The organism is Halobacillus halophilus (assembly GCF_020171985.1).
Taxonomy (GTDB): Bacteria; Bacillota; Bacilli; order Bacillales; family Halobacillaceae; genus Halobacillus; species Halobacillus halophilus_A.
In genome coordinates this window covers 89471-111114 of the sequence record NZ_JAIVAL010000003.1, presented here as the reverse complement: position 1 = coordinate 111114, position 21644 = coordinate 89471, and the positions used below count along the sequence as shown (strand labels likewise).

Genomic DNA, 21644 nt, shown 5'->3' with positions numbered 1-21644 from the left:
CAGAGAGCCCCCAGGACGTGTATTCTCATTGTTTAAATTGATCAATGGTTTGCTGCAGCTTGCGTGCCACACTATCCAACGAGCCATTTAGTTCCTGACTCGTCAGCGTGACTTTTGTCCGGCTTTCATCCATTTCCAGGGCTTCTGCAAATAACCCGCCAAGACCTCGAGCACGTCGGTCCACTTCAAGCATCACATCGAGATGGTTTTCTTTTAAAAAGAAAATCGCTTCCAGTTCATCTAAGTAAGAACGGTATTCTCCGACCGGGGCGAATTCGAATTCCTGCACATAACCCAAGTGTTTGGAGTACTCCATTTCCACTTCTCTAAGCCGGAAACCGAGTCTGTTCTCTATGGCGTCCAGCACTTTTTCAATGTAAGGGTGAGGAGAAACCTTAATCGGGTCGCGGTCTTCTGGATCCAGAGCCATCGGAATATCAAGGCCGGTTTCAAACCAAAGCGGCAGTCTTCCGAGGGAAGCAGGGGTATGGTACGGAAGCTGAATCGTAAATGGGATTTCTTTCGTTTCCCCTTCCTTGATGGTCTCCTGATGGGCGATTGGGTACTTTTGAATCGCCACTTTTTCTTTAATCTTCTTATCACCCGATTCACGGAGAGCTTCTGTCATGAGGAAAATGTGGATGGAGTCGATGGATTGTTCTACATCTCCACCTTTGATGACGACTTTCCCGTGTACGTCTTCACCTGGTACAAACTGTGCTTTTTCCAACTGAGTGTCTACCTTAGCGGCTCCTACACCTACACTTGCTAAAAATTTCTTGAACATCACTATCTCCTCCTTTCCTTGATTATACGAAAAAATGATGGGAAAAGGTTCAACTTTTTTCGTAGAGGGTCAGAGTTTAAATTAGGAATTTTTTATGAATTTAAGGGTTACCTGTTAAAGAGTATTTTACATAGCAGTTTAATTGGACGGGATATAATTTCTTTAATCTCCCTTGAATTTTCCATTCATTTCAGAGAGACTAGAACATGTTAGATCATTTTGAAAACGTTTACAAAATGGAGGGGTGATGAAGCTGCTTAGAGGAATGACTTTGTTTTTTGATCGACTGGTTCAGCGGTATCTACCGGATGCGTTCCTGTTTGCGGTCATATTAACACTCGTGGTGTTTGGTCTTGGGATTGGTTTTACAGAAAGTTCTCCCGTTCAAATGGTTCAATTCTGGGGAGACGGGTTTTGGGATTTATTAGCTTTTGCCATGCAGATGTCTTTAATTGTTGTAACAGGATACATATTAGCCAACACCCCGCTTGTTAAAAGTGGGCTAGAGAGATTGAGTACGCTTGCTAAAACGCCAGGCCAGGCTATCTTGTTAGTTTCTTTTACTGCAGCGGTAGCGTGTTTAGTTAATTATGGATTCGGTTTAGTCGTGGGAGCTTTACTGGCGATTCACGTAGCCAGACGTGTACCAAGCGTAGATTATCGATTATTAATGGCCAGTGCCTACAGTGGATTTTTACTGTGGCACGGAGGATTGTCTGGTTCCATCCCTCTTACGATTGCAACGGAAGATCATTTTCTTTCGGACACGATTGGTTCGGTCCCGATTACAGAGACTCTTTTTAGCGGTATGAACTTATTTATCGTATTTATTCTATTATTGTTCCTGCCAATTCTAAATTTATGGCTGTTAAAGACCAGTGGTGATTTGAGCAAAAATAACCTAGAACTGTTACATGAAGATCGGGCGGAAGAAGAGCTTGCAGCAACTGCTGAGCAGATGACGCCTGCCGAACGTTTAGAAAACAGCGCCATCGTTTCTATCGCTATAGGGTTATTAGGGCTATCGTTTGTTATTTACTTTTTCGTACAGAATGGTCTCGATTTAAATATCAATATCGTCAACTTTCTATTCCTGTTCCTAGGGATTCTTTTTCATAAAACCCCTCGGAATTTTTTGAACAGTGTTAACGAAGCGGTAAAAAACGCAGGTGGTATCATCATTCAGTTTCCTTTCTATGCGGGGATTATGGGAATGATGGTGGCTTCTGGATTATCTGAGCAAATGTCTTCCTGGTTTGTAAGTATATCTACGGAATTCACATTTCCTTTGTTTGCTTTTATTAGTGCGGGAATTGTTAACTTCTTTGTTCCTTCCGGCGGAGGGCAATGGGCTGTCCAAGCACCAATCATGGTTCCGGCTGCGATGGATCTTGATGTCAGTACCGCCAAAACAGCGATGGCTGTTGCATGGGGAGATTCATGGACGAACATGATTCAGCCATTTTGGGCTCTGCCTCTGCTTGCAATTGCCGGGTTAAAAGTGAAAGATATTATGGGATTCTGCGTGATCATTTTTCTTTGGAGTTTCATTCCGATCTCCATCGCTTTATTATTCATCAATTGATCCATTGAAAAGCGGGACTTTCGATAATGGGGGTTCCGTTTTTTCAATGTTTGGACAAAAGTTAAAATGATTAAGTCTATATGACTTTAAACGAGAAAAAGACACCTGTACACTTTAAAACCGCTTATAAATTAGCAAAAGTTTATTTATGGGGGAGAGGCAGATGAACAAATATCAAAGACTAACCATTATTTTTATACTTTTAGGATCTATCTTAATTTCAGGAGGCATAGGTTTTAGTGATTATGTGAACTATTCACTTGCGATAGGATGGTTAGCCGGGTTTATCTCGCAACTGCTTGCAGTATGGTTTGCCGTTAAATGGTATAACGAAACAAGAAGATGACTAAGACTCCCCATCTGTTTCTCGATCTGGCATCAAAAGAATAACGTGTATGATACATAAAGGAGTGAAACGAATGAACGGTTTGTTAATTATATTGGTTCTCATCCTCTCTCTATGGTCGATTACAAATACTCTCCAAAAGTTAACGAATAAGGTATTGGAGAAGCAGGACCAGCAGACTCAACTGTTAGAGGAAATAAAAGCGAATATAAAGTCCGGGAAACATGGTGATAAGTAAGGAGTAGATTGCTCTGGAATCATGAGTGGGAACTCAGAGTAATAGATACTTTGGAGGATACTTACGAATAAAGAAGGAGTATCAAACTAGAAATAGAATATACATACTTGAATGATCGATTGGAAAGGTTTAAAAAACATATCAACAGGAGGTCTTTATGGGAAGAGTTGTTCATTTTGAAATTCATGTAGATGATATGGAACGGGCGAAGAGTTTTTATGGTGAAGTATTCGGATGGACATTTGAAGATTGGAGTGAGTATGCCGGGATGCCTTATTTTGGAGTTGTGACCGGCGATGACAAGGAGCTTGGGATCAATGGAGCTTTAATGCAGCGTCAAAGCGCTCCTCCTGAATTAAATCAGGCTCTGAATGGCTATGCCTGTACCATAGGGGTGGAAGATTTCGATGCTGTGGAATCTAAGATTTTAAATTATGATGGCCAGGTCGCGATGCCGAAATATGCCCTGCCAGGAATGGCCTGGCAGGGATACTTCCTGGATAGCGAAGGAAATATTTTTGGTCTTCATCAGCCAGATGAAAATGCAAAATAGGTAGATTTATTTATATCTATAGCCAATTAATCTGTAAACAAGTGTTGTGGCTTGCTCAAAAGAGGCTTATTAACAATCGGACCGGATTGTTGAAGACTCAATTTCGAGATATTGGGTGGAGAAAGGGGCTTCAGGGAACGACTCGCTTTCAAGCTATGGTATTCACTCTTTATTATTTGGAATAGTTAGCATTTCATGGCTGATAATGCGTCTAGTTAGGGAAACTTCCCCTTGCCTAGTGGTCTTGAAGGTGTTATCGAAAGGAGGATGGACATGAAGAGACATGAAGCTTTAATCCCACTCTCCCACCACCACCATCACGCTTTAGTGAAGGCTCTTGAAATGAAAAAAGCTGGGACAGAAAAAAGCGAAAAGAACTATAAGCAATTAATAAGGGAAATGATTGATTTTTGGAAAGAAGATGGCCAGAATCACTTTAGGGATGAGGAGGATATTCTACTACCGGTTTATCTTGAATATGCTGAACAACCTAATGAAGATTTGGTCAAACAGATGCTCTATCAACATGCACAAATCAGGTGTCTAATTCGTCATCTTCGAGAAAGTCAACATACCTCCTATGATAAAGTTCATGAATTAGGCGAATTACTGGATGAGCATATACGACTGGAAGAAAGAGAATTGTTCCCACTGATTGAAGAAGCAGTACCTGATAAATACCTTTATGAAGCAAAAGGTGGCTTTCAAAGAGATTCGGTAAGTGGAAAGTAAGTTATATTTGTAAATGAAAGACCTGTCCCGCTTATAGATTTATTATTTAAAGAGAAAAGCACTATAACCGGTTTATACTTGTCATGTTCGTGTTCATTAAACAATGAGAGTGAATGGTCGGTATGGTGGAGATTTAGCCGAGATAAAAAACTGTCCAGAGTGCGATCACTCTGGACAGTTTTGATTCGTGTTCATTTAGCCAAGCGCGACATCGAGCGTCATCATGACCGTGAACCCGAGCATAAGGCTCATGGACGCGAGATTGACATTGCCTTTTTCATGGGACCCAGGAATGATTTCCTTCGCCACCACAAAAATCATGGCACCAGCGGCGAAGCTGAGTGCGTAAGGAAGGATAGGCTCAATGACAATCACGGCTGATGCACCGACGACGGCTGCAATGGGTTCAACCATCCCTGAGAATTGACCAAACAAAAAGCTTTTCTTTTTCCCCATCCCATCACGGTGAAGCGGCATGGATACGGCTGTACCTTCCGGGAAATTCTGAATGCCGATTCCGAGCGCGAGTGCTAAAGCTCCCGCAAGCGTCGATTCTGTCATATGGGAAGCAAGAGCTCCAAAAGCTACACCGACAGCCAGTCCTTCTGGAATATTGTGAAGGGTCATAGACAAAAAGAGCAGAGCTGTTCGATTCTTAGCCTTATCATCTTTAATATCGTGCAAGTAACGATCGGTGTCAATCGATGGAAGCATGCGATCGACAAACATCAGCAGTACGCCTCCTAATAAGAAACCAACAGCAGCTGGAATCCAGGCTGGCCCTGGACTTTCAGATGACATTTCAATCGCTGGAGCAAGAAGAGACCAATAACTGGCTGCGATCATAACCCCGCCGGCAAACGCAAGCATGCTATCAAGGAATTTCTGGTTCGTCCCTTTGACAAAAAAGACTAAAGCGGCGCCGAGAGCTGTCATCCCCCAGGTAAATAACGTACCAACAAAAGCTTGCATAGTGGGATGGAGTTCTTTAAAGGCTTCTAGCATAGTTATTCACCTCTCAATGTTGTGTTTTTTTATAAAAATTGCACACGTGCAAAATTTGTTTATGACGCCATTTTACATAGAAGCTATGAGAACGTCAAACTTCCCGTTTGTAAAATATTAGGGCAGGTCTTCTTATAAAAGGTAAAGTTCGAACTAGTGAAAACTTTGCAACGAAAAGAATATACCCCCTATTTCACCTATTAAATCTCAAATCTTTGAAAATGATGTGTATGTACGATAAGCAATAGCTTGAAACTTATCGGTAAATAGAATCGTAAGCGTATGTACAGAAGATGATCATAAAGAACGAACGTTATCATCTATTTTTGTTAGAAACGAGAATGGGGGTTAAAGAAATGAAGAGATTTGTGATTCTGATTGGATTGACGCTACTGCTTGCCGGGTGTACAAATGAAGGTGGAAACGAAACGGGGCAGGCGCAGGAAGGGAACGATGGACAAAAGGCTTCTTCATCTTCCCTGGTGGTAAAGCCGGCGAAGCTTTCCAAACGCGAGAAAATGCTTGTTAATCAGATCGGTATTGATTATCAAACTTTCTTCACGGTGGATGGAAAGGTACCAGAGGGAGAAGCCCTGATCAGTACCATTGAAGTTTACGAAAATGGGGAGCTGATCAATGACATCACCACCCAGTCTACTGCTGAAGAGAATACTAAATATAAGAAGGCTCTCCATTCTTTTCAAGTTCGGATGGGGGAGGCCATGAATGATTTAACGATCGGAGGACCTGATGGATATGTAGCGGGACAAGCGGAGCAGCCCAAAGACCTAAAAGCGTTCCTATTTGAACATCCGGAAGAACGGGTTACGCTCAATAAGGGAGAAACCATCTACTGGGCTTATGTAATAGGATCGAGTCAGGGTCAATTATCCGGCCGGGGGACGGAGGATTTGAAGACATTGCCTCCATCCGTTAAGAATGAGGACTATGCCATTGTTTTTAAAATGGAACTGAATGATGAGAAGTAGCCATTAGAAAAGCTGAAGGTGATCCTGATCATCTTCAGCTTTTCTAATGGTCCAGGCTGTTCATGAGCACCCTTCATTCCGTCCTCTTTTCTAATTTATAAACGAGAACCCCGCCGATCAAAAGCGTAATGCCGATCAGCTTCTGCCATGAGATGGAAGAAGATTCGAACCCGAACCAGCCCGCTGTATTGATTGTAAAAGCGATTATAATCTGTGAAATCAGTGCAATCGAGATGGCATAGGCCGGTCCGATCAAGGAAACGCCCCTCATTAAGAAGAAAACGATTCCGACACCAAATACACCACCAAATAAGAAGATAGGATTAACATCACCAAACGCAAATAGACTTCTTTGTTCGACCGAGTAAAAGACAGGCAGGGAGCAAAGGAGACCTAAGCCGAGCACAAGTGTAGTAGTAGCCCATGGTCCTGTTTTTTCACTGACTCTGGCATTAAATATATTTTGCAGACTAATTAAAATCCCGGAAATAATGGCGAGTGACGCTCCAACCATGAGAGCACCTCCTTATTCATAGATATTTCCTTTCGCGAGGGTTCGAAGCTTTTCCAGATCTTTAATCGTAACCGATCCATTGGTTTTCTCGACGACATCTTCAGAAGCCATTTTCTTCAAAACCCGGTTCAAGTGACGGTAGCTGGTGCCGATCCACTCGGCGAGTTCGATTAAATTGGACGTTCGCATTTCCTGATGAAAAACCGTTCCTTCACCAACCGAAGAAATGGATAATAAATAGCTCGCCAGGCGTACTTCCACGGGATAAAGCATGTGCATACTTGTGGTATGGGATTCGGTATAAAACTTATGGGCTACCGTATCCAGCAGAAACCGGATAAAGCTTGGATGCTCCTTTTCAAGCTCATTTAAATGCGAAAAGGGGGCTGAAATCATGACCCCTTCGGTAACGGCTTCCACTGAATTGAGAACCGGGCTGCCTTTAACATATTCGACATCCCCAATTACAGCAAGCGGCCGTTTAAAGCGGTTGATCAGTGACTTCCCTTCCGGTGTCAGCGTAAAAATTTTAATTTTTCCTTCGACGAGAAAATATAATTCTTCAAGCTCATCCCCGTCAGAAAATAAAGTTTCGCCCTTTTCAAAGGGAGCGACCTTCATATGCTGCCGGAAGGATGCAGGAAATAAATCTTCAAGCTTGTACTGTTGGATGTAGGAGTCGAGTGATGAATACGGTCTTTCTTTCACGTTAAACCTCTCCTTCGATTTACAATTGAAAAAGGATGACACCGATGAGCATCATGGTCAGGCCAATACTCTGTCTGCGTGTGATGGGGACTTTTCTTTCGCCGAACCAACCTTGCGACTCAATGATAAAGGCCGTCCCGATTTGCGATACGAGCAATAGAGCAATAGCAGGCGCTGGACCGATTCTGTGAATCGCTGTTAATTCTGAAAACACAACAATCACCCCAAACGATCCTCCCACTAAATAAAGCCAGGGTACCTGCCTGAAGCTTTTTCCTTTTCCATCCCGTACATTTAAATAAATAATAATGGCGATCGTGAAGGCAATGACATGAACCATCGATGTTGTATGCCATCCGCCTATTGCTTCACTCACCCTTGCGTTAAAGATGCCCTGCATCGTAATGCAGAGTCCTCCAAGCAGGGCAAATATGGCTCCTTTCATTGTTCATCCTCCTCTTCTGCATCTATTAAAGAGGAATTTATAAGCTTTCGAAAGGACATATGTCCTTAATTGGGGGTATTTTAATTATTTATCTCTTTTTATATATCAGGGAAAGCATCTTCCCTTATTTACAGTGGATAAAAGGAAGAGGGATCTATTTAGAAAGAGTAGAAGACTTGGATTCTTTAACATGATACTTGCTGCTTTTAGTTACATAGTCGCACCTCTAACGATTATCAAATTTTATAGTTCAATATTCTCATATAATATTCGGAAGATTTACTTACTTTACTGATTTATTACAATCTGTGTACGGTTAATAACATTTATTTCCTCTACATTTATAAATTGGATTAATAAATAAACCATATTCCTTATGTTGTAAGTTAAAAAGTTAGTGTCTTTGAGTATTAGTATGGATTTTTACTATAAAAATATTAATTTTATCCCTAGCTGTTGTGAATTAAAATTATATAACTTAAACTTACTTAGGGTTACAGACTAATGAAGATAGAGGAAGTGAAAACACATGTTATTAATACCTATTGTGTTGGTCACGGTTCTAATTATCGGTGCGTATGAGTGGCATCAGCATAAAAAGAACGTCAATGCCCTGCCTATACGGGTAAACATCAACGGTATTCGGGGGAAATCAACAGTGACTCGATTAATAACCGGTATCGTGAAAGAAGCAGGCTACAAAACAATAGGCAAGACTACAGGAACGTCAGCAAGAATGATCTTTTGGGATACCGATGAAGAAAAGCCTATTAAACGCAGACGGGAAGGTCCTAATATCCGTGAACAAAGATTAGTCGTGAAAGAAGCGGCTGATAAAGGCGCGCAAGCATTGGTTAGTGAGTGTATGGCCGTAAATCCTGATTATCAGGTGGTATTTCAGGAAAAAATGCTTCAAGCCAATATCGGAGTTATTGTAAATGTTTTAGAAGACCACATGGACGTAATGGGTCCTACACTTGATGAAGTTGCGGAAGCTTTCACATCTACTATTCCATATAATGGTCACTTGATTGTATCCGAGAGTCCTTATGTAAATTACTATAAGGAAATTGCCGAGGAGAGGAATACAAAGGTCATCGTAGCGGATAATAATAAAATTTCAGATTCGTATTTAAAAAAGTTTGAATATATGGTTTTTCCTGAAAATGCTTCCTTATCATTAGCCGTGGCAGAAGCCATTGGGATTGATGAAGATACGGCATTCCGCGGGATGTTAAAGGCTCAACCTGATCCAGGGGCGATGCGTATACTCCCTCTTGGCAGTCCTGAGAAGCCAGCTTATTTTGTGAATGGCTTTGCGGCTAATGATGCCGTTTCTACTATTAATATCTGGAAACGGGTAGAATTTCTTGGTTACCCCTCTGAAAATCCTATCATTATTATGAACTGCCGGGATGATAGAGTAGAGCGCACCGAGCAATTCTCCAAAGATGTATTACCTTATATCCCTACCGATACCCTCGTGTTGATAGGAGAAACCACAGAACCAATAGTTACCGATGTTAATGAAGGAAAAATTGAAGTAGATCACCTTCTGAATCTGGAAGGTTATACGACTGATCAGATTATGGAAGTTCTGTCGGAAATGTTAGAAGACCGTGTAATGTACGGAGTTGGCAATATCCACGGAGCTGCAGAACCGTTAATAGAAAAGTTTCATGAACATAAACATCAACCGATTGTCAGCTAGGAGGAAAAAAGCATATGTTCGGTTCCGATTTATATATATCCCTTGTGTTAGGTGTTATTTTAAGTTTGATTTTTGCAGAGAAGACCGGGGTCATGCCGGCAGGATTAGTAGTGCCAGGATATTTAGCCCTCGTATTTGACCAGCCCATATTTATAGCCGTTGTATTATTTATTAGTTTTCTGACGTATTTAATTGTGACGTATGGCGTTTCTAAATTTATGATTCTTTACGGGCGGAGAAAGTTCGCGGCCATGCTGAGTACAGGGATAGTGCTCAAATTGCTGTTCGACTACTTTTACCCCATGGCTCCATTTGAAATATTAGAATTCCGAGGGATCGGTGTAATTGTTCCCGGCTTAATTGCCAATACGATGCAGAAACAGGGACTGATTATTACCACGGGCAGTACGCTGCTTCTAAGTGGAGTAACCTTTTTAATTATGACGGTTTATTATCTCATATAGGATGGATGTCGTATGTCGATGAAATTATCATACCAAGAGAAATTTTTACAGAAAATTAAGAAGCATAAAAAGTCTACCAATAAACACGTCATTATTGGAATTATTATTTTATTTGTATTCATTGTAGGTTTCGAACTTTTATATAAACAGCCCGCTCCAGAAGCTGAAGAAAAAGAAAACTCTTACTTCAGTGCGGCTTTTGTAGGCGATATGATGTTTGGGCGGAATGTAAAAGAAGTTACCGAGAGAAAAGGGACCGATTATCTGTTCGAAAAAGTGGCTCCCTATTTCGAGTCTGCAGATTATGTAACGGGTAATTTCGAAAATCCTGTGACGCTGCAGGGGAAAAGTTATGACAAGCTCGATAAATCAATTCATTTGAGTGCAGATCCAAGTGCTGTAGAAGCATTAAAAGATGCAAACTTTTCAAATGTGAATCTAGCTAACAACCACGCTATGGACTTTGGACCTGAAGGGCTCCTTGACACGGTTCAAACCTTTGAAGATAAAGAGCTTGATTTTGTTGGGGCCGGTGAAAATCTGGAAGCTGCTCAGCAAATTGACTACAAGGAGACCAATGGATTAAAAATAGCGACACTTGGCTTTTCTGATGTCTATGTATCAGGGTTTAGAGCTCTGGAATATAATCCAGGAATTGCAGCTGCAGATCCTGAGGCTTTTCTTCCTCTTGTAAGAGAGGCGAAAGAGAAAGCGGATATGGTGGTCGTCAACATTCACTGGGGAGCGGAGTACGATAACAAGCCTCACCCCAGGCAGCAGGAAATGGCAAAGGCGATCGTGGGTGCCGGGGCAGATGTCATCATAGGTCACCACCCTCACGTATTATCTCCCGTCGAAGTGTACGATAATTCAGTGATTTTCTACAGTCTTGGAAACTTTATCTTTGATCAAGGCTGGTCCCGTACGAGAGATAGTGCTTTAGTTAACTACGATTTGATGGAAGATGGAACGGGAAGGTTCGAAATCTTACCTATGCGGATTCGGGAATCGCGTCCTGCCGTGACCAATAACAAATACAATCAAAAGAAAATCTTTACTCAGTTAAAACGAGGAGAGCCTGAATCGAACTTTACAGTAGAAAATGGAAAACTGGTGATCGAAGTTGACCACTCTTCCATTTTAGAAGAAGGAGAGTTAGAAGAGGATGAATAAAAAAATCCTTTCCATTCTTATCATGATGACCATAGTGACCGCAGCCGCTGTGACTTATTTTATCAGTAACCAGGGAATGGAAAAGGCTCCTGGCTATGGGATCCAATCTTCTCCAGCTACCGGTACTACGGAGGCATACGGAGTAAGTTCATCCCATCCTCTGGCAGTTAAAGCAGGCATGGAAGTCCTCGAAAAAGGGGGCAACGCTGTCGATGCAGCCGTTGCTGTCTCCTATGCTCTTGGTGTCGTTGAACCATATGGATCAGGCATCGGAGGAGGGGGAGCCATGCTGATTCACCCTGCGGACGAAGAGAAGGAACCTGTGATTTACCAATACAGAGAAACAGCACCCATTTCAGGTGCAAACCCTTCTAATAAATTTGGAGTTCCAGGCCTCGTAAAGGGTCTAGAGGCCGCTCATTCTGATTTTGGTTCCATGGACATGGAAAAACTTTTAGAGCCCTCCATTTTACTTGCGGAAGATGGGTTTAAAGTGGATGAGCATCTTACACAACGCTTGGAGGATAATGCACATCGTATGCCTGTTAAGAAATTAGATCATTTCTTTCCTGGTGGAGAGCCTATTCAACCAAACGAAACATTAAAACAAAAAGAATTGGCCAAAACTTTAAGAAGCATTCAATCAGAAGGTTCAGGCGCTTTTTACTCCGGTGATATTGCTGATAAACTCGCGGACGACGTAAAGGAATTAACCAAATCAGACTTGAGCAATTACACCGTTATGAAGAGTGCTCCCGTAAAGGGTGAATTTGCAGGTTATGATATCTATTCCGCTCCGCCGCCATTGTCAGGCGTAACGTTAATTCAATCCTTAAAAGCAAGCGAAATGGTTGATCTAAAAGAGGCGGAAGGCAGTCAAGCGGATTACATCCATATGATTGGTGAAATATCCAAACGGACGTACGACGATCGTGTGGAGAATATCGGAGACCCTTTGTACACTGATCAATCATACGAGGAACTAACCGAATATGATTATGTAGAAGACCTCGTTTCTTCTGTGGATATGGATGAATTATCCGACGACTATGAAACTAGTGACACAGTGGCAGAAGAAGATCACGTCAGCACCACCCATTATGTAGTCGTAGACGCAGACGGCAACATGGTTTCGGTAACGAATACGTTAAGCGCATATTTTGGTTCAGGTGAAGAAGTCGGCGGGTTCTTTTTAAACGATCAGCTTAAGAACTTCAGTCCTGATGACTCTTCCATAAACGGAATGGAAGCTGGAAAAAGACCAAGGAGTTTTACCAGCCCGACCATTATGACAAATGGAGAAAGAAAAATAGGTATCGGTTCACCAGGAGGAGAAAGAATCCCAATGATGCTCACTGAAGTTCTTACCAAACATGTGATGTTTGGGGAACCTCTTCAGGACGCCATTGCTTCGCCCAGGTTTTATATAGAAGATGACGATGTCTATGTAGAAAAAGATATAGATAATGAAGTGAAGGAAGAATTAGAGGAACGAGATTATGATGTTCACCTGGAAGTATCCCCCACGTACTATGGAGGAGTCCAGGCGTTAGTGGTGGATCAAGAAGAGAACAGCGTATACGGCGGCTCCGATCCACGGCGCGCTGGTGCTTGGCAGGTTAAAGAATATCAAGGAAAAGATTAGATAGAAAGAGAGGGATTGTTAATGTCTAAAACTATAAAATCCATTATACCATTTGTACTTCTGGGACTGGCTCTAACGTTTATGACTCAGTTTAAGCAACTGGAAACATTATCAGCAAGAGAAGAGATCGAGATCTCGAACTTCCAAAAGAAAGCTTCAAAAGACCAATCTCAATCTGAAACAACGGAAAATAAACAGGAGAATGGTACAGAAGCAACGGTCTCCTCTGAGAGTGAAGCAGAAAAGACTTCCACAACCGCTGATCAGCAAAAGGAGTATGCCATTACGAGCAATCAAAATATCGTAAGAGTTTATGATCAGCAAGGTGAACAAGTGTTTAAAACTACATTGAATGATTGGAAAAAGAATCAGCGTTATTATTATGAAAAATATAACTTGGATTCCTGATTATAAGATAGATGGCTTAAATTGTATCTCGGTTTTCATAGTAAAGATAAATGTATAAAAGATAGAAGCGGCATTTGATCCTAGTCTATGTAAACAGAGTTATATTTCCTTTATAATCGCCCAGTTTTCCTAAATCATAAACCAGCACCTAAAGAAGAAAGGTGCTGGTTTCATTTTGTTTCATTCTATTTAGGAATAAAAATTTCTATTTACCTGATCGGTATGCAGCCTTATCACGATCCGGATGCTTTAAAGAGGTACTTCTTTCTGTCGGAAAACAATAGACCATTACCAACTAATGCTGCAGCCAACAATGATTAATAATATAAACAACACAAGAATTAATATAAAGTTGTCTTTCTGTGGAGGGCAGTGTTGTACAGGAGCACAGGACATCTGCGGGGCCATCATGTAGGGCGCATTTACGTTTGCATCCATATACGGTGCATTTACGTTTGCCCCCATATAAGGCGCATTCATATTAGCAGCCATAGCATAAGGAGAATTTAAGTTATCCATTTGAAAACTTCCTTTCTTTGTTGTGTGATCGTCATTATATAGTACTCGCCTAACCCAAAGTTGAGCCCGTCTATGTTAAAAATGGGTAGGTATCACGACCACACACTCCACGCTTTTCAATGCTTCAGTTTATAACTCAGCTCAAATAGATAGCTAATATATGAGATAGAGTTTTTGTTATGGTGGACGATGATGGAAGCCATTTTAGCGCGACCACCGCCAGAGAAATGAGCTAATTGATTGAAAGAAGGTCGTGTAATTAAGCTTGCCAGATAGGCAGATTGCTGACTATCCGGCTTTCTTTTTTTGTTCAGCGCTTCAATCATCTGATTAGCGGTTCTTATACCGAATCCATGTCCAAAAAAACGGCCATTTCCCATGGCAATTGCATTAATCCCTCTTAACCAGGGAGTTTCAGCGGCAAAGTCCGGATTATTAAAATAGACTACATCTCCCGGAACATAATGATCGGCATAAAAAGAATATAGCCCGAGGTCCTCATCCGTGTACCAGCTGTATAAATAGAGTCTCGGAAAGAGGTTGTTAAAGGAGAGACTGCCTATTGTCAGCAGGATACCATGGTAAAAGTTGATGACGCACGCAGTTGCGCATTCGAATTTATAGAGATCACTATTTTTAAAAATATCGAAAATCGCATCTGATGGGGTCACTTGAGGCTTCAATAGGAACCCGCCCGCTTCTGTCAGATTCCAATATTCCGGATTGCAGCGGGATCTCTTAAAGGTGGCAAAGGATGATTCTCCCTGATCCATTTGCGTTGCGCTTTGAATGATGTTTTTTCTGGCTTTGATTACAAAGGAAAGTTCCCTTTCTGAAGAAAAAGAGTATAGGTCCTGAGCCTCCTGCATCGCTTCGATGATGACCTTTCCCACTTCATCCGTATTCCAGTAGTTACTTGATTGAAAAGGTTGTCCGGCTACTTGGATCATATGAATCCTCCTATTCCAAGGTAAAACATCTGTTATTGTACCTATGGTATTCCTATATGGTGAGAATCATGAAATGAATTTCTTGTTGCAAATATAAGCATATACTTATATACTGATTTCCGAGGTGATGTTATGGAACAAACCATCATACAGATCGAAGATGCAGCTAAAACGCTGAAGCTTTTAGGAGATAAAAGCCGATTAACCATTGTGGGCCTCCTAAAGGATGGGGAGTGCTGTGTTTGTGAATTTGTTGAAGTATTAGAGATGAGCCAGCCTTCTGTAAGTCAGCATCTTAGAAAATTAAGAGACGCTGGACTTGTAAAAGAAAAGCGGAAAGGTCAGTGGATTTTCTATTCCTTAAATGATCAGCATGAAACCTATCCAATCATACAGCAATTATTAGAACAAATACCGGATCAGAAAGAAAAGTTAGCAGCATTGGACGAAGCCGGTTTACGCATCCAATGCAAGTAGCAGGGGGATTCTTTTGAATTTAGCAATTGTAGCAACCATCATTTTTTTACTTACATTAGTTTTCGTTATTTGGCAGCCTAAGAATCTGGGGATCGGCTGGTCGGCCTGTGCCGGCGCCGTCTTAGCCTTACTCTTTGGCGTTGTGGATTTTAATGATGTACTCGCCGTCACCGATATCGTCTGGAACGCGACACTCGCCTTTGTCGCGATTATCATTATTTCCTTAATTCTTGATGAAATCGGCTTTTTTGAATGGGCCGCTCTACATATGGCTCGCGTGGCTAAAGGCGATGGCAGACGGATGTTTATTTACGTCACGCTGCTCGGCGCTGTTGTAGCCGCTTTATTCGCAAATGATGGGGCAGCCTTAATCTTAACCCCAATCGTGCTCGCCATGGTTCGGAATTTAAATTTCAAGGAGGCTATGATTCTGCCGTTTATTATGGCGAGTGGATTTATCGCGGATACGACTTCATTGCCTTTGATAGTCAGTAATCTGGTAAACATTGTTTCTGCCGATTTCTTTGATATCGGTTTTATTGAATACGCATCTAGAATGATCGTTCCCAATCTATTTTCATTAGTGGCGAGTATTCTTGTGTTATTTGTATTCTTCAGAAAAAGTATTCCGGAGAGCTATGATTTATCCCAGCTGAAGAAGCCGAATGAAGCGATCCAGGACCACAAAATGTTCCGTATGTCCTGGGCAGTCTTAGCCGTACTTTTAGTCGGTTACTTCGCAAGTGAGCCGCTCGGAATTCCGGTTTCCATCATTGCTGGAATTGTAGCTATATTCTTTCTAATCATGGCTCAAAGAAGTGCCGCTGTGAAGACGGGAGAAGTTGTTAAAGGCGCTCCATGGGCGATTGTGTTCTTCTCGTTAGGGATGTATGTCGTCGTTTATGGACTGCGGAATGTTGGATTAACCGATATGTTAGCCAGTGTCATTCAGGCGGCAGCAGACCAGGGGTTATTTGTAGGAACCATATCGATGGGATTCATTGCCGCGATTCTCTCATCCGTAATGAATAACATGCCGACCGTGATGATTGATGCTCTGGCTATTTCTGATACGGCCACGACAGGGACCATGAGGGAAGCCCTCATTTACGCCAATGTGATTGGCTCTGATCTTGGACCGAAGATTACGCCGATTGGGTCGCTTGCTACGTTACTTTGGCTTCATGTGCTCTCTATGAAAGGCTTCCGTATTTCATGGGGATATTACTTTAAAGTTGGGATTGTACTAACCGTTCCTACCTTATTTATTACACTAGTCGGATTATATGTATGGCTTTTAATCATCTAATTATTTATTTAATAAAAAAGGTCTATTTTGGATAAACGAAACAAAAAGGAGAAATTTATGATGTCTGAAAAACCAGTTGTTTACTTTCTATGTACAGGAAACTCCTGCCGCAGCCAGATGGCTGAAGGATTTGGAAAAGAATATCTAGGGGATAAGTACGACGTCCGTTCTGCCGGAATTGAAGCTCATGGACTCAACCCAAACGCGGTAAAAGCGATGAGCGAAGTGGATATTGATATTTCGGATCAAACTTCCGATATTATTGATCCTGATACCCTGAACAACGCAGCCTACGCAATTACGCTGTGCGGGGATGCCAATGATAAATGTCCAATGACTCCACCGCATGTCGAGCGCTACCACTGGGGATTTGATGATCCAGCTAAAGCAGAAGGAACGGAAGAAGAAAAATGGGCCGTTTTCCAAAGAGTTCGCGACCAAATTGGTGAGCGAATTCAGCGTTTTGCTGAAAAGGGAGAATAGATAGTAAGGATTTAATCCAAATTATTCCTTTTTTTAGACGTAGTATGTTACATTGTTTACAATATGTTTTGTTCAAAACGGCTACAAGGAGGAGAGTGACATGATAGGTTTCTTAGAGAACGCTTATGAAATTTCGATAGCTGTTCTGCTTTTATGTTCACTCTTTTATGTTCGCCAGCTGAAAAAAACAAAGAAGGAAAGAGGATTGTCGTCTTTCGAACGGGTTATGTATGTGGTAACTCAAATAGGCATTGTGGTTTGGCTGAGCAGCTTTCTTATTCTTACCTATGGAGTAAGTGCTTGATTACTTCATACGTCTGCAGATAAAAACGGGGACTGGTTCTTTATAGAACCAGTCCCCGTTTTTTTAGAAGGTTATATTGTGCAATTGGTAGAAAATAGACCACGCGCACGGACTTGATCAGCTGACCTTTTGGGCGTTCTTTTTCTCCTGAGCCGCTTCTTTCTTTTCTTCAGCAGCTTCTTTTTTCTCTTGTTCAGCTTCCTGCTTTTCTTCCTCTGCTTGTTTAATCTGTTTATAACGCTGGCGTTGGCGGTACCCATAAGTAGAAGACAGGACGACCTCTTCATTTTCCAGTACCGATCCCAGCGCACCAATAATAGTTGAAATGCTCGTTGCCGTCCATGCTATATAAAAATAATGACTGTACCCGACTGAGCCTGACAACTGTGAATCAAGCATACCAATCGGAATAATCATGATGACAGCGATGGAAAACAAGACAAATAAAAGCGTGTAATATAAACTAACGGTGATAAAAAGCGTCAGAAGCGTTGCGGTATTGTAGAACTTACGGATGATATCCGCACGTTCCTTATTGGGTTTTTCCCATAAATTGTGCGCGACAACTACCCATCCGACCATGGCCAGGATCGAGACGATTGACAGCATGAACATCCGCCAGACATCGTAATTGTTGGCTAGCTGCCATAGGGTAGGGAAAACGAGGGCGTAGGCTCCTGTGGTAAAGGCGATGACAATGACTTTCATAAAGGCTGGAAACATCGCCCACGGCCGGTTAGCCCGCACCATTCCGGTTATTAAACGTAAGGCTCCGCTGCCCTGGGAGTTCACCAGAAAGCGGACATCGACGTTTGATTCCTTTTCGTCTGGGGTTTCGCGTCGAATAGGAGAAAGTCGTTCGAATGCACGCTTCCCGACGAGACTTGTAGAGTTTTTATTACGCAACTCGTGATGGTCTTCCCGGTCTTTAGACTGGATTCTTTCCTCTGCCTCTTCCCGTTCTTCTTCCGAGCTTCCGTAATACATTTCGTTGACTAACTGTAAGATTGATTCTCGGACGCGCTTAACCATTGGGGTCGAACCCAGACTAGGCAGACTGATAAGGGCAACATGTCCTTCCTCATTACCTTCAGCAACGATTAGTCTTTCATTATTGAATAAAGGAAGGTCGGTGATGCATACGGAAAAGTCCCAGTTCTCTTCCTCTTTTTTATCCATAGTTGCATTTAATACTTCTATAGAATCTTCAGTTACTCCTGTAAGAGGATTGATAACATATTCTACTTCCCAGTTATATTCGTCATCTACGTAATAGCTGAGCCATTCAGGCAATTCTTGCTCCAGTTTCTCCCCTAGTTCTTTAGGGTATCCTGGAGGTGCAATCAAACCTAATTTCATTGATGATATTCCCATGATGATCACCCCTGTTTACTAATTCCTCCACTTTTATTACCCAGAAAGCGAAGTATAAAAACGCATTTAGGAAAAATTATACTTATATAGTAAATAGTATTTAATCAATAGACTATGTTAATCCCCATTTCCATCTTGAACATAAGCTCCCATTTGTTGAAGACTCAGTTTCGAGATAAATGGGTCCGTTACGTTAGATGGATAAGGGCTGGTGGGGAAATAACTCGCTTTCCTATGGGGGAACGGTGAGCTTCCTCGCTCGTTTCACTCCCTGTGGGATCTCACCTAGTCCCTTCTCCCATGGGAGTCTCGCTATTTCCCCACCAACCCAACTATAATTTTGTGAACGAACCTTTACAGAAGAGGAAAGATTTTCTCCTTAATTTACATTAAATGGTTTTATGACAAGCTATTGGGATTCATTATACCTAAAAATAGGTGTATAACCATATTTTCTAATGTCTCAACACGTAGGTAATGTATGAAGTGGTTTCGAGCTTCTGAATGGGCAAGGTCCGGAGGGGGACGATGAAGACTCCTGCGGGATGAACATGATCGGTGAGACCCCGGAGAGCGTTAGCTCGAGGAGGCTCAGCACATGCCCGCGGAAAGCGAAATCGTCCCCCGCAGGACCTTAATCTCATCAAGTATCTCGAAACTGAGTCTTCAACAATTCGGCCCTATACTTCAATAAGTTTCTTATGAAAAATCAATCAACTGCACTGAAAATAGATTAGTAAATGGTACAAAAAAGCTGCTCTCCTTTTCGAAAAGGAGAACAGCTTTTTTCATTGGTTATTTAACGAGTTCCACTTGTAATTCATGATCCTTGATGTCAGCCTGAGGCAATAGTGTAGATTCGAAATCGAATTCATTTAAGTCCTGCCCAAGCTGAATTTTATTCGGAAGATCCGGGTTGGCAAGTGCACTGGTACCTAGCGAGACTAGATCGGCCTGTTTGCCTTCCAGTACTTTCTCCGCTTTTACAGGGTCGCCCAGTTTACCGTTCGCGATGACAGGAAGTCCACTAAAGTCTTTCGCTGCCTGAGCTAACGTACGGCTGTCCGTTCCGAATGAAGGAGCGGAACCATCCCCATCTGTCACGTGGATATAGTCGAGAGAGCTGTTTCCGAGGGTTGAAAAAATATACTCAGCTTCATCCTCGCCATCGGTCCATTTATGTTCAGGGTCTGATACTTTTATTTGAGACATGCGAATTCCTACTATAAATTCTTCACCCACAGCTTCACGGACATCTTGAATGACTTCTATGAACAAGCGGAGACGATTTTCAACAGAACCGCCATACTGATCATCTCGATCGTTCAGATAATCGGTTAAGAATTGATCAAGCAGGTATCCGTTCGCGCCGTGAAGCTCTACGCCATCGAAGCCTGCGCTCTTGGCTCTCTGTGCGCTTTGAACAAAAGATTCTTTCACTTGTTGAATATCTTCTTCCGTCATTTTCTTTGGGGTCGGGAAAGGACCAGAACCACCGTAAAAACCAAGTTGTTCGCCTTTCGGTGCGTTTTCTGAAGGAGCAATCGTCTCATCCGTATAGGCATTACCCTGACTTTGTCCACCAGCATGCATAAGCTGGGCGATTAAGTGAGCGCCTTCTTGATGCACGGTTTCCACTACAGGTTCCCAGGTCTTCATCTGTTCAACATTCGCAAGCCCTGGTTGATTGTAATAGCCCTGACTGTATTTTTCATCCGTATAAATGCCTTCTGTGATAATCGTGCTGAAGCCGCCTTTAGCGAACCTTTCATAATAACGTCTCATCTTTTCATTCGCATGACCGTTATCGAAAGCGCTGATCCGCGTCATAGGTGCCACAACGAAGCGATTGGTTAAGGACACGTTTTTTAGATGTATATCTGAGAATAGATGTTCAAATTTCATGTTTCCACTCCCTTTCCTTTTGGTCTACTTCCACATCATAAGTCGGGGATATCTCAACTTCAAGGTATATGCTCGCTATCTATAGCCTCAAGCGTTCTATGGTGATAAAGATACAAGATAGGCTGCCACTATTAAAAATGGATAATTTTTCATTTTTTGGGGTAATAGATGAATAGGAGGCGTTTTATCATATGAAACGACAAACCTTTTTTATTTTAATGGCCTGCTCCAGCTTTATTTTAATTCTGTCCCTGCTTCTTATTACATCTCGTTCTACTGATCAAACCTCTACGAAAGATACCACTGAAATGCCTGAAGGAAACGCAGAAGAGACCGAAGAAGACATTATCAAAATCAGTTATGACGGCGAGCAATTCCCGATTGCAGAAACCCCTGACGTTTCAGAGAGTGTACAGCAATACGAAGAACAAATTGAAAAACACGCTGCGTCTTATGAGGTGGAGGATTACTCCAATTTGATTATGGCCCTGATGATGCAGGAGTCTCAAGGTAGGGGAGAGGACCCGATGCAGGCTTCTGAGTCCTTGTGCGGTGAAACCGGGTGTATTGACGAACCCTCAAAGTCCATTAAACAGGGTGTTTACTATTTTTCTGAAGTTCTAAAACAGGCCAATGATGATGTGAAATTGGCTTTGCAATCCTATAACTTCGGTAATGGTTTTATTGATTATGTAAAAGATAATGGAGGAGCTTACACGAAGAAGCTGGCCATCCGTTATTCTCAGAAAATGTTTACGAGCTTAAAAGATTCCGGCCATTACACCTGCCGCACACCCGAAGAAGCAGAATTAAATGCGTGTTACGGAGATTTTAATTATGTTGGTGAAATTCTTAAGTACTTTGAGTGACCATTCCTAACAAGCCGGATCCCATTCCTATATAGGCGAGCGTCTACTAGTCTGTAGAGGGATGGGGTTTTTTGTGTGCACCGTTCCTATATTCGTTTCCTTTATACTACTTTTTGTAATATCTTAAATAATCTTGTAGAATGGCAGGTTG

At 42.0% G+C, this 21644-nt stretch carries 25 protein-coding genes; 16 read left to right on the top strand and 9 right to left on the bottom strand.

The features are described 5' to 3' along the window. Window positions 1-25: 25 nt before the first annotated feature. Window positions 26-787, bottom strand: coding sequence for a sporulation protein (locus LCM11_RS07345; protein ID WP_224893598.1), 762 nt, complete (start codon window positions 785-787; stop codon window positions 26-28). A 247-nt stretch (window positions 788-1034) separates the two neighbouring features. On the opposite strand from LCM11_RS07345, the gene LCM11_RS07340 reads away from it, so the two are divergent. The 5 genes from LCM11_RS07340 (at window position 1035) to LCM11_RS07320 (ending at window position 4241) form a co-directional block, all read left to right on the top strand. Continuing rightward, window positions 1035-2372, top strand: a complete 1338-nt coding sequence (locus LCM11_RS07340) for a short-chain fatty acid transporter (protein WP_224893597.1) — start codon at window positions 1035-1037, stop codon at window positions 2370-2372. A gap of 163 nt (window positions 2373-2535) precedes the next feature. Continuing rightward, entirely contained in the window at window positions 2536-2718 is a 183-nt protein-coding gene (locus LCM11_RS07335; RefSeq protein ID WP_224893596.1) for a hypothetical protein, read from the top strand. Between the two features lie 73 nt (window positions 2719-2791). Further along, the gene (locus tag LCM11_RS07330) at window positions 2792-2956 is read left to right on the top strand and encodes a hypothetical protein (protein WP_224893595.1); all 165 of its coding nucleotides are present in this window, start codon (window positions 2792-2794) and stop codon (window positions 2954-2956) included. Between the two features lie 157 nt (window positions 2957-3113). Then, window positions 3114-3509: a VOC family protein gene (locus tag LCM11_RS07325; RefSeq protein ID WP_224893594.1), complete on the top strand. Its 396-nt coding sequence runs from the start codon at window positions 3114-3116 to the stop codon at window positions 3507-3509. 273 nt (window positions 3510-3782) lie between these two features. Then, complete coding sequence (locus LCM11_RS07320) at window positions 3783-4241, top strand: hemerythrin domain-containing protein (protein ID WP_224893593.1); 459 nt, start codon at window positions 3783-3785, stop codon at window positions 4239-4241. Window positions 4242-4436: 195 nt separating this feature from the next. Here LCM11_RS07320 and LCM11_RS07315 read toward each other — a convergent pair whose 3' ends face one another. Then, entirely contained in the window at window positions 4437-5246 is an 810-nt protein-coding gene (locus LCM11_RS07315) for a ZIP family metal transporter (protein WP_224893592.1), read from the bottom strand. Between the two features lie 356 nt (window positions 5247-5602). Between LCM11_RS07315 and LCM11_RS07310 the strand changes: the two genes are divergently transcribed. Further along, window positions 5603-6235, top strand: coding sequence for a membrane lipoprotein lipid attachment site-containing protein (locus LCM11_RS07310; RefSeq protein WP_224893591.1), 633 nt, complete (start codon window positions 5603-5605; stop codon window positions 6233-6235). 73 nt (window positions 6236-6308) lie between these two features. Here the strand turns inward: LCM11_RS07310 and LCM11_RS07305 are convergent, their stop codons facing one another. The 3 genes from LCM11_RS07305 to LCM11_RS07295 are packed head-to-tail and all read right to left on the bottom strand — an operon-like array spanning window position 6309 to window position 7902. After that, entirely contained in the window at window positions 6309-6749 is a 441-nt protein-coding gene (locus LCM11_RS07305) for a DMT family transporter (RefSeq protein WP_224893590.1), read from the bottom strand. A 12-nt stretch (window positions 6750-6761) separates the two neighbouring features. Further along, a complete protein-coding gene (locus LCM11_RS07300) occupies window positions 6762-7457 on the bottom strand; it encodes a Crp/Fnr family transcriptional regulator (protein WP_224893589.1) in 696 nt (231 codons plus the stop codon). A gap of 19 nt (window positions 7458-7476) precedes the next feature. Beyond that, entirely contained in the window at window positions 7477-7902 is a 426-nt protein-coding gene (locus LCM11_RS07295; protein WP_224893588.1) for a DMT family transporter, read from the bottom strand. A 529-nt stretch (window positions 7903-8431) separates the two neighbouring features. Between LCM11_RS07295 and pgsB the strand changes: the two genes are divergently transcribed. From pgsB to LCM11_RS07270, 5 genes are read left to right on the top strand one after another with little or no spacing between them, the layout of a single operon-like run. Beyond that, window positions 8432-9613 (top strand): poly-gamma-glutamate synthase PgsB, encoded by a 1182-nt coding sequence (gene pgsB, locus LCM11_RS07290; protein ID WP_224893587.1) that lies wholly within the window; start codon window positions 8432-8434, stop codon window positions 9611-9613. Window positions 9614-9627: 14 nt separating this feature from the next. Beyond that, window positions 9628-10077, top strand: coding sequence for a poly-gamma-glutamate biosynthesis protein PgsC (gene pgsC / locus LCM11_RS07285; RefSeq protein ID WP_014644462.1), 450 nt, complete (start codon window positions 9628-9630; stop codon window positions 10075-10077). A gap of 12 nt (window positions 10078-10089) precedes the next feature. Then, window positions 10090-11250, top strand: a complete 1161-nt coding sequence (locus LCM11_RS07280) for a CapA family protein (RefSeq protein ID WP_224893586.1) — start codon at window positions 10090-10092, stop codon at window positions 11248-11250. Further along, complete coding sequence (gene ggt / locus LCM11_RS07275) at window positions 11243-12895, top strand: gamma-glutamyltransferase (RefSeq protein WP_224893585.1); 1653 nt, start codon at window positions 11243-11245, stop codon at window positions 12893-12895. Before LCM11_RS07280 ends, ggt begins: the two co-directional genes overlap by 8 nt. Before the next feature lie 21 nt (window positions 12896-12916). Continuing rightward, window positions 12917-13303: a hypothetical protein gene (locus LCM11_RS07270; protein ID WP_224893584.1), complete on the top strand. Its 387-nt coding sequence runs from the start codon at window positions 12917-12919 to the stop codon at window positions 13301-13303. A 288-nt stretch (window positions 13304-13591) separates the two neighbouring features. Here the strand turns inward: LCM11_RS07270 and LCM11_RS07265 are convergent, their stop codons facing one another. Both LCM11_RS07265 and LCM11_RS07260 read right to left on the bottom strand, forming a co-directional pair. Next, on the bottom strand, window positions 13592-13822 hold the full coding sequence (locus LCM11_RS07265; RefSeq protein ID WP_224893583.1) for a YjcZ family sporulation protein: 231 nt from the start codon (window positions 13820-13822) through the stop codon (window positions 13592-13594). A gap of 116 nt (window positions 13823-13938) precedes the next feature. Continuing rightward, on the bottom strand, window positions 13939-14772 hold the full coding sequence (locus LCM11_RS07260) for a protein-glutamine gamma-glutamyltransferase (protein WP_224893582.1): 834 nt from the start codon (window positions 14770-14772) through the stop codon (window positions 13939-13941). Window positions 14773-14904: 132 nt separating this feature from the next. Here LCM11_RS07260 and LCM11_RS07255 point away from each other — a divergent pair, with 132 nt between their 5' ends. The 4 genes from LCM11_RS07255 (at window position 14905) to LCM11_RS07240 (ending at window position 17345) form a co-directional block, all read left to right on the top strand. Then, window positions 14905-15249 (top strand): ArsR/SmtB family transcription factor, encoded by a 345-nt coding sequence (locus LCM11_RS07255; RefSeq protein ID WP_224893581.1) that lies wholly within the window; start codon window positions 14905-14907, stop codon window positions 15247-15249. A gap of 13 nt (window positions 15250-15262) precedes the next feature. Continuing rightward, the gene (locus LCM11_RS07250) at window positions 15263-16558 is read left to right on the top strand and encodes an arsenic transporter (RefSeq protein ID WP_224893580.1); all 1296 of its coding nucleotides are present in this window, start codon (window positions 15263-15265) and stop codon (window positions 16556-16558) included. 60 nt (window positions 16559-16618) lie between these two features. Beyond that, a complete protein-coding gene (gene arsC, locus LCM11_RS07245) occupies window positions 16619-17041 on the top strand; it encodes an arsenate reductase (thioredoxin) (protein WP_224893579.1) in 423 nt (140 codons plus the stop codon). Between the two features lie 100 nt (window positions 17042-17141). Beyond that, a complete protein-coding gene (locus tag LCM11_RS07240) occupies window positions 17142-17345 on the top strand; it encodes a hypothetical protein (RefSeq protein ID WP_224893578.1) in 204 nt (67 codons plus the stop codon). A gap of 117 nt (window positions 17346-17462) precedes the next feature. On the opposite strand, the gene LCM11_RS07235 is transcribed toward LCM11_RS07240, so the two are convergent. Together LCM11_RS07235 and LCM11_RS07230 are read right to left on the bottom strand one after the other, a co-directional pair. Then, on the bottom strand, window positions 17463-18719 hold the full coding sequence (locus LCM11_RS07235) for a hypothetical protein (RefSeq protein ID WP_224893577.1): 1257 nt from the start codon (window positions 18717-18719) through the stop codon (window positions 17463-17465). A 795-nt stretch (window positions 18720-19514) separates the two neighbouring features. Further along, window positions 19515-20624: an NADH:flavin oxidoreductase gene (locus LCM11_RS07230; RefSeq protein ID WP_224893576.1), complete on the bottom strand. Its 1110-nt coding sequence runs from the start codon at window positions 20622-20624 to the stop codon at window positions 19515-19517. A gap of 191 nt (window positions 20625-20815) precedes the next feature. Between LCM11_RS07230 and LCM11_RS07225 the strand changes: the two genes are divergently transcribed. Beyond that, on the top strand, window positions 20816-21493 hold the full coding sequence (locus LCM11_RS07225) for a lysozyme family protein (protein ID WP_224893575.1): 678 nt from the start codon (window positions 20816-20818) through the stop codon (window positions 21491-21493). Window positions 21494-21644: the final 151 nt, after the last annotated feature.

Bases quoted from the DNA above. Each gene is read 5' to 3' on its own strand.
- LCM11_RS07345 (WP_224893598.1), bottom strand. From the start codon at position 787: ATGTTCAAGAAATTTTTAGCAAGTGTAGGTGTAGGAGCCGCTAAGGTA.
- LCM11_RS07340 (WP_224893597.1), top strand. From the start codon at position 1,035: ATGAAGCTGCTTAGAGGAATGACTTTGTTTTTTGATCGACTGGTTCAG.
- LCM11_RS07335 (WP_224893596.1), top strand. From the start codon at position 2,536: ATGAACAAATATCAAAGACTAACCATTATTTTTATACTTTTAGGATCT.
- LCM11_RS07330 (WP_224893595.1), top strand. From the start codon at position 2,792: ATGAACGGTTTGTTAATTATATTGGTTCTCATCCTCTCTCTATGGTCG.
- LCM11_RS07325 (WP_224893594.1), top strand. From the start codon at position 3,114: ATGGGAAGAGTTGTTCATTTTGAAATTCATGTAGATGATATGGAACGG.
- LCM11_RS07320 (WP_224893593.1), top strand. From the start codon at position 3,783: ATGAAGAGACATGAAGCTTTAATCCCACTCTCCCACCACCACCATCAC.
- LCM11_RS07315 (WP_224893592.1), bottom strand. From the start codon at position 5,246: ATGCTAGAAGCCTTTAAAGAACTCCATCCCACTATGCAAGCTTTTGTT.
- LCM11_RS07310 (WP_224893591.1), top strand. From the start codon at position 5,603: ATGAAGAGATTTGTGATTCTGATTGGATTGACGCTACTGCTTGCCGGG.
- LCM11_RS07305 (WP_224893590.1), bottom strand. From the start codon at position 6,749: ATGGTTGGAGCGTCACTCGCCATTATTTCCGGGATTTTAATTAGTCTG.
- LCM11_RS07295 (WP_224893588.1), bottom strand. From the start codon at position 7,902: ATGAAAGGAGCCATATTTGCCCTGCTTGGAGGACTCTGCATTACGATG.
- pgsB (WP_224893587.1), top strand. From the start codon at position 8,432: ATGTTATTAATACCTATTGTGTTGGTCACGGTTCTAATTATCGGTGCG.
- pgsC (WP_014644462.1), top strand. From the start codon at position 9,628: ATGTTCGGTTCCGATTTATATATATCCCTTGTGTTAGGTGTTATTTTA.
- LCM11_RS07280 (WP_224893586.1), top strand. From the start codon at position 10,090: ATGTCGATGAAATTATCATACCAAGAGAAATTTTTACAGAAAATTAAG.
- ggt (WP_224893585.1), top strand. From the start codon at position 11,243: ATGAATAAAAAAATCCTTTCCATTCTTATCATGATGACCATAGTGACC.
- LCM11_RS07270 (WP_224893584.1), top strand. From the start codon at position 12,917: ATGTCTAAAACTATAAAATCCATTATACCATTTGTACTTCTGGGACTG.
- LCM11_RS07265 (WP_224893583.1), bottom strand. From the start codon at position 13,822: ATGGATAACTTAAATTCTCCTTATGCTATGGCTGCTAATATGAATGCG.
- LCM11_RS07260 (WP_224893582.1), bottom strand. From the start codon at position 14,772: ATGATCCAAGTAGCCGGACAACCTTTTCAATCAAGTAACTACTGGAAT.
- LCM11_RS07255 (WP_224893581.1), top strand. From the start codon at position 14,905: ATGGAACAAACCATCATACAGATCGAAGATGCAGCTAAAACGCTGAAG.
- arsC (WP_224893579.1), top strand. From the start codon at position 16,619: ATGTCTGAAAAACCAGTTGTTTACTTTCTATGTACAGGAAACTCCTGC.
- LCM11_RS07240 (WP_224893578.1), top strand. From the start codon at position 17,142: ATGATAGGTTTCTTAGAGAACGCTTATGAAATTTCGATAGCTGTTCTG.
- LCM11_RS07235 (WP_224893577.1), bottom strand. From the start codon at position 18,719: ATGGGAATATCATCAATGAAATTAGGTTTGATTGCACCTCCAGGATAC.
- LCM11_RS07230 (WP_224893576.1), bottom strand. From the start codon at position 20,624: ATGAAATTTGAACATCTATTCTCAGATATACATCTAAAAAACGTGTCC.
- LCM11_RS07225 (WP_224893575.1), top strand. From the start codon at position 20,816: ATGAAACGACAAACCTTTTTTATTTTAATGGCCTGCTCCAGCTTTATT.